This window comes from Psychrobacter sp. 16-MNA-CIBAN-0192, from assembly GCF_040309565.1.
GTDB lineage: Bacteria > Pseudomonadota > Gammaproteobacteria > Pseudomonadales > Moraxellaceae > Psychrobacter.
The window spans coordinates 1-6,463 of sequence record NZ_JBEOOX010000025.1; the positions used below are offsets into that span (position 1 = coordinate 1).

The following is a 6,463-nucleotide window of genomic DNA, read 5'->3' on the forward strand; positions in this document are numbered from 1 at the left end:
ACCAAAACCCCAGTGATATCGTTGCGCTCGTTGTTTCGTCGCGCTTGCTCAAGGATACGAGCTACTTCGATATTCGCATTGCTGGTGTTATAGCAGCTAACATAAGTTAAACGCTGGATAATGCGCTCGCCATAATGTAAGTTAGAAGCATTTTTTTCTGAACCCTCTATCAGTTCTAGCTCCACAAGTACTCTCCTTGATAAAAAATTGTTTTTATTTAATTATTCATTATTTGAGCTAATGTTTCTAACTGTAACTAAGAAACTGGTATGAGGCAAGTATGTTAAATAAGGAGTTGTGTTATTAGATAGAGATCATCAGCCAATGCTTTCAAGTTAGATAAAAGCATTTCTACTTTATACTCTTACATTTTTTTGAAGAAGTCAGATACCGGCATTTTTCTTGCTCCTTCAATCTGTCATAGTTGGTCATCATCGCAGTTTTTGAGATTGTCTAAAAACTCTTGTTCTTCTTGATTTAAGGGCTTACCTAATCGCTTTTTTTGCCTAACAAGGTCTAAAAAAACGGCATTCATATATCCGTTTTTAGGGTTGTCACCGTACTCTTGAAAGTTTTGAATAGAGTCTGAAATAGACATTTTGCACCTCTCACCAATCAATTTCTAAACTTGACGCTCGTTCACGTTTTTCTTTCTCTGCTATCCGTATCCGTTCTTCTACCCTAGCTTGTATACCCTTACCCCAGTTAGTGGCTCTCGAAGCCACTAACTGACGAAAATTCTCGTCCTCGCTCATTTGTATAGCGTTCAAGGCTGATTGGTCTATCCAGTCTTGTACTAACTTATTTGGCTCGTTTTGCTTTGTAGTGTCACTCATAATATACCGTCAATTTGTCATAGTTAGATCATATGTGCAGCTAATAGGTTAGAAGTAATCTATCAGTAACTACGTGCTTTTCTAAGCTTTGTCCGTCCATTTGAAAGCGTTTGAGCATTGATCGACCAACATTAATGAAGACCTCTTGTTTAAACAGACCTTCAGGTATATCAACATCACATAATTTCGTTCCTGAAAATTTCGTTCCATCAATACTCAAGGCGACATAAACTCCGCGTTTCTTACATTCCTCAATCTTGTTAAATAAACGTTTTAGCGAAAAAGCTTGTGCGCCATATAAGATAGTTTGGCTATCGACATAAGGTGGATCACAGTAAATTAGGTCGCCTTCTTTGGCTCTATCCATGCTCTGTTCAAAGTCACAATTAACAAACTCTACATTTTTTGTTCTCTCACACCATAAATCTACTCTATGAGAAAACTTTTCAGGTGTCATAGGCTTATGAGGACCGCATGGCGTTGACATGAAACCGTCAGCTTTTCTGAATCTTACGACTCCCCCATAACAAGTACGCAGAATGAAAACAAAATCAGCACCATTGGGCTTATCATTATAAGAAGCAAGAACCTTGTTATACGCCTCTTTCTTTCCTAACACTTCTATTAAGTTATACCTATCCTCATACCATTCTTTTAACAATTCTTTATCATTACTTAGAGCAGTCCATATGTCCATAAGTGCTGGAAATATATCGCTAGCTACTGCCTTTTTTGGATTCAGTGATCCAATTACTCCACCGCTACCCAAGAAAGGTTCAAAATAGGTGTTATAGCTATCGGGGAAATAAGCAATGATATCATCAGCTTGTTTCTGCTTATTGCCTACCCATTTTAGCAGCTGAGTTCTAAAAGCCTTTTGCGGTTGGTGTTTTACATGAATATACGTGGACATTAACTCTCTCTTGATAGGTCTTAAGTGATCAATATTCTAATTTTGAATACCCTAGCAGATAACCTATATTAAGTAAATGAACGATACCAAAAACTATCACACACTATTACGTCAATACCGCCTAAAAATCGGACTTACTCAAGCAGAGCTTGCAGATAGGCTTAGCGAGTCTCAATCTTTTGTAAGTAAATACGAGAGTGGGGAACAACGTATTGACCTATGTGAACTTGAAAGAATTTGTAGGCACTTAGAAGTGCCTCTTTTAGATTTTATAAGGGTATATCTTGAAGGCTAATTTAGATTTTTTGCAACAACCTCCTGAATTCTGGGCATACGTACGTACCATCAGTCAGGAAATAGGATATACAGCTACTCACACAAACAAAGAAACGAAAGTTAAAACTAAAAGCATCCTTATTCCTAGTAGGAACGATGTACTTAAAGCTTTCGCAAAGCTGGGTTTATCGCTAAACGCTATTGAAAATGAAGCTGGCGAACTCACAGCGTTCGGTAAAACTCTGTTTGACTATTTTTCATATCGATCTGAGATCATCACTAACTTTGTTAGAGGTAATCTTATGGATAAAGATGAAGCAGAAGCTGTTTTTTATTCGTTGTTCAATGAGTTAGATCCTCAATGTCCTTTACCAATGAATAAGCAGAAAGGTGATAAGAAAAACTACTCTTACCTTACTGGTATGGTAAATATGATCATAGAGTCTAATCTTGATGGGGTTACTACTTGTGATTACGATCCTAGAAGCTTAACTACGGTAACCCATCAAGATATGCCACTTAGAACACTGTCTCGCAGAGTAGATGGTGCATTACCTAGTGTGGTTAATCCTATAGCAATCTGGGAAATCAAAGAATACTACTATACAACTACTTTCGGTAGCCGTGTTGCTGATGGTGTATATGAGTCATTGCTAGATGGAATGGAGCTAAGAGAGCTTAGCAACGCAGGTCATCAGAAAATATACCATATGCTTATTATCGATTCTCACTATACTTGGTGGGAATGTGGTCGATCTTATCTCTGTCGTATAATCGATATGCTACACATGGGATATCTTGATGAAGTTATTATTGGAAAAGAGGTTGTCACTAGATTGCCAGAGCTAGTAACTGAATGGAAAAAAGAGATTTTAGAGCGTGAGAATATTGAATCTCCGTTTGGGTAAATTGCTGGAATGATATGCTAAAAATATCATTCCAGCATATCTGCTAGAAATTCTAAAAGTTCAGGCAAGTCAAACTCGCCCTCTGCAAATCCATATTTTTCGCATTCATCAGGAATGATTACAGTTTGACCAGCAAACCTAGAATCCTCACTAATAATACGTAGGGTACTGACAAGCTCATCTCTTACTACTGATGGTACTTGTGAGTCCAGCAGACCATCTTCTTCTACTGATACTTTATTAATATTGATTGTTAAGTTCTCTATTTTTATCATAATAATAAGCTCTTAAAAGTATTGCTAGGTTAGGTTTATTTTAATATTCAAGGTAGTCTCTAATAGGACGCTTACTAAACTGTGATGCGTCCTTTTTTAGGCGATTAATCATTTCGAATTCCCATCCTTGCTGCGACTGCCCAGCTGGGCTAGTGGGGCTTACTAAATGATTGTATTCCGCCATAAAAGCAGGATTTCGAACGATACGTCCTAGCTGTTTATCATTTAGACCTTCAACCGTAAACATATCTGCTGTGTCCGTGTCTCTCTTTCCTTCCTGTTCTATGTTTTTAGGCTTGTCTTTAGTCAATACTTTGAATTTAAAACCAGCTATGCTCCGACCTTTTTTAACTTGTTCGTAGCTGATTTTAATATCCGACTTTTCGTTGATCTCATCAATAGCTACTTGCAATACACGCTTTTTAAAATCGCACATTGCCTTATATTCGTTAGCCTCAACACCTAGTTGATCTCTAAATTTCTCAAGCTCAAACATTGGGGTTTGCTTGGCAGCTTTCCACTGTACTAACAACTCATAAAGCCTAACAGAGTAAATACTATCCATACTGGCGGTTTGCTCAAGCAGGTATGAAGTGAAAAAATCCTCTGCACCATTAATACGACTAATCCCATTGACCACGGCAAGGGTAAAAACTAATTCGATTGCGCCCTCGTCATCGAGATATCGTACTTGTTGTATCCAACGAGATTTAACAACTTTTCCGTCATCGTCAATATAGCTAAAACGCCTATTAAATAACGTTTCCTCAGCTTCTTTCATACGCTTATAGCCATTCTGCCGAGTGGTTTCAAACATCTCAGCATAGCGTAAAGCATCAATGCGTAAGGGCTTATCGGTGCTTAGCCCTGTATTGGTTTCCCTAGCATCCACTATTGCCAATTGAACAATACGTATTTCAGGCAAAGATAAATTTTGTAAAGCTGAATTAAGCTGATTTGTTTTAACGACTAAGTTACCTTTACTCACTAGATTTCTTCCCTGTTATTATTAAATGACATCATATACTAAAGTCCTGATAAGGACAAATATAAACGAGTCATTAAAAGGTAACTAAATGTCCTTGAATGGGTAACTAAATGTCCTTGAATGGGTAACTAAATGTCCTTGAATGGGTAACTAAATGTCCTTGAATGGCAGCTGTAGGCTATGATTAACAAGGGCTTCAGAGTGCTTAAAAGCATTTAAAAGCATTTAAAAACACTTAAAAGCATTTTCTTGTTTTTTTTGAGTATTAAAAAGGAGAGTTATTTTGCATAAATCACTCTAGAATCGATTCTAAGGCTTCTTTATTGATTTATGTTAGTTATATACTAAACCACTGGTTAAGGATCAAATACGACAACTGGTGGCGTTGTAGGCCTATATCCTATTGTTACTTGAGATAGAATATGATATAAAATACTTAGTAAATGGAAGACGTAAAAAAAAGGCTACCATTCGAGTGGTAACCTTTCATTTTTTACTAAATACCAGATACTAAAAAAGAGTGAATACATAGATCACACTCTTAATATCTAAGTAAATTCTAACCTAGAAATTATAATTTACTATATTGAGGGCATAGTCTGCAAGTTATCTGGAAAGATTTCTTTAGACTATAACGGTCTGTTTATTCTATAAACCAACCCTGTTTATAGGAGATTCATTATGAATCTATCTACCGTAGTACCTTCGTTACCTTTACTACCAAAGGCGTCAACACATAAAGGTTATATTCTATATAGCTTTTTGAGAGGTGAGCGCCAACGCAATAAAGGGCTTTTTCATCAAATAGATACTTGCTTTTCAGGGAGTCGGATTTCAGAGCTTCGTTCCGATGGGTGGAATATTGAAGATAAGTACATCCATATGACTACTAAAGAGAATAAGCCTGTCCGTATAAAAGAGTATTTTATAAAATCTAATGATGTAATAGAGTATAAGCAACGTGAGTCTGTTCGAAAATTCTTAGAATTATGCGATAGAGTCTATGCAAAAACAGCATAATATAGATCAATTTATTTTTTGATATAGAGAACCATCAAAACATAGTTTTGATGGTTTTTTTTAGCTTAAGGCAATCTAGTTTTTAGTGTAAACAACCTAAAACAACCTAAAACAACCAAGATTTGAATAGTAAGCCAGCCAATACAACCTAAAACAACTTAAAACAACTTAAAACAACTTAAAACAACCAAATTTTATTGGCAAACCAAGCAAAACCAAGCAAAACCAAGTAAAAACAAGTATAAAAACTAAATTTTCTTAATAATCCAAGTATAAACAAGCAAAACCAAGTATAAACAAGTATAAGTCGATTTTAAGCCAAAAAGAGGGGTGAGGATTAAGAGATTAAGTGATGTTTTTTGATGGCAGGATAGGCTTACGCCGACAAAATTATATAATTTTGGTATAGGTAGTAATTTTACTTTCTATTGTGGTTGTCTTTTTGAATGGTAGGATTGCTATCAGTGTTGGCTAGAAACTCTTTTTGGTCTTCAGTCAGTAGCTCACCTATCAGCTGTTTTTTTAATTAGGTCTAGCTGGGTACTCCTAATCAAATGACCGTTTATTCTTAGCATTTTATGTTCGAATGTATTCAGTCTATTTTAATTAGTTCCATTATGGCGGTCTATTTTAAGTAGTCTGTTAATAGGTTTGAAGGGTGAAATAGCTGGTTCCCTTGGGGTATATTTCACGAACTGTATTTGGCAAGGTACGCCGTGGTCTAATTCGAGCGCAGTTTTCATCCCTCCCTTGTTTTCTTAGTATATTTTTTAATACACTATTAATCCCAACCATGAACCTCACATATTCTTTTAAAGAACATGTAGTACACAAGCTAACGAACTCTTACCTTTATTTACCTGAAAATATTGATTTTTTTGTTATTTTTGAAGTTCTGATAGTGCTTCAATAAACATAATAATTTGGGAAGTACTCATGAGATAAGGGTTAAATTTATTGCTATCTGAGAACTTCAGTACATAATCTTTATCCTCATCTTTGAGCGTTAAGTATTTCATTGACCATTTATTCCAACGCCTCTGTTCAACTTCACGACACTCAACGATCTGCAACGAAAAATGTCGATCATCTTGGATTAAGCTTTTTAATAAGTTATTAATATCAGGTCTTGCACCTTCAATACTCTGAAGAAAATAGTTTTCATTAAGTACCAAAACCCCAGTGATATCGTTGCGCTCGTTGTTTCGTCGCGCTTGCTCAAGGATACGAGCTACTTCGATATTCGC

Annotated in this window: 9 protein-coding genes; 3 read left to right on the forward strand and 6 right to left on the reverse strand. The window is 36.0% G+C overall.

Annotated elements, in window-relative coordinates:
- From AAEY78_RS12015 to AAEY78_RS12025, 3 genes are all read right to left on the reverse strand, one after another.
- On the reverse strand, positions 1-185 hold a 185-nt coding region (locus tag AAEY78_RS12015; protein WP_352339582.1), incomplete at its 3' end, for a BLUF domain-containing protein.
- A 233-nt stretch (positions 186-418) separates the two neighbouring features.
- Positions 419-598 (reverse strand): hypothetical protein, encoded by a 180-nt coding sequence (locus AAEY78_RS12020; protein ID WP_352339583.1) that lies wholly within the window; start codon positions 596-598, stop codon positions 419-421.
- Positions 599-876: 278 nt separating this feature from the next.
- The gene (locus AAEY78_RS12025) at positions 877-1,749 is read right to left on the reverse strand and encodes a DNA adenine methylase (protein WP_352339584.1); all 873 of its coding nucleotides are present in this window, start codon (positions 1,747-1,749) and stop codon (positions 877-879) included.
- Between the two features lie 76 nt (positions 1,750-1,825).
- On the opposite strand from AAEY78_RS12025, the gene AAEY78_RS12030 reads away from it, so the two are divergent.
- Positions 1,826-2,044 (forward strand): helix-turn-helix domain-containing protein, encoded by a 219-nt coding sequence (locus tag AAEY78_RS12030; RefSeq protein WP_352339585.1) that lies wholly within the window; start codon positions 1,826-1,828, stop codon positions 2,042-2,044.
- Complete coding sequence (locus AAEY78_RS12035) at positions 2,034-2,933, forward strand: DUF7687 domain-containing protein (RefSeq protein ID WP_352339586.1); 900 nt, start codon at positions 2,034-2,036, stop codon at positions 2,931-2,933. The genes AAEY78_RS12030 and AAEY78_RS12035 overlap by 11 nt, the downstream gene beginning before the upstream one ends.
- Before the next feature lie 26 nt (positions 2,934-2,959).
- Here the strand turns inward: AAEY78_RS12035 and AAEY78_RS12040 are convergent, their stop codons facing one another.
- Complete coding sequence (locus AAEY78_RS12040; RefSeq protein WP_352339587.1) at positions 2,960-3,208, reverse strand: hypothetical protein; 249 nt, start codon at positions 3,206-3,208, stop codon at positions 2,960-2,962.
- Positions 3,209-3,248: 40 nt separating this feature from the next.
- The gene (repM, locus tag AAEY78_RS12045; RefSeq protein ID WP_352339588.1) at positions 3,249-4,196 is read right to left on the reverse strand and encodes a replication initiation protein RepM; all 948 of its coding nucleotides are present in this window, start codon (positions 4,194-4,196) and stop codon (positions 3,249-3,251) included.
- A 681-nt stretch (positions 4,197-4,877) separates the two neighbouring features.
- On the opposite strand from repM, the gene AAEY78_RS12050 reads away from it, so the two are divergent.
- Positions 4,878-5,216, forward strand: coding sequence for a hypothetical protein (locus tag AAEY78_RS12050; protein WP_352339589.1), 339 nt, complete (start codon positions 4,878-4,880; stop codon positions 5,214-5,216).
- An 881-nt stretch (positions 5,217-6,097) separates the two neighbouring features.
- On the opposite strand, the gene AAEY78_RS12055 is transcribed toward AAEY78_RS12050, so the two are convergent.
- Positions 6,098-6,463 (reverse strand): BLUF domain-containing protein (locus AAEY78_RS12055; RefSeq protein WP_352339590.1); only part of this gene is annotated, 366 nt, incomplete at its 5' end.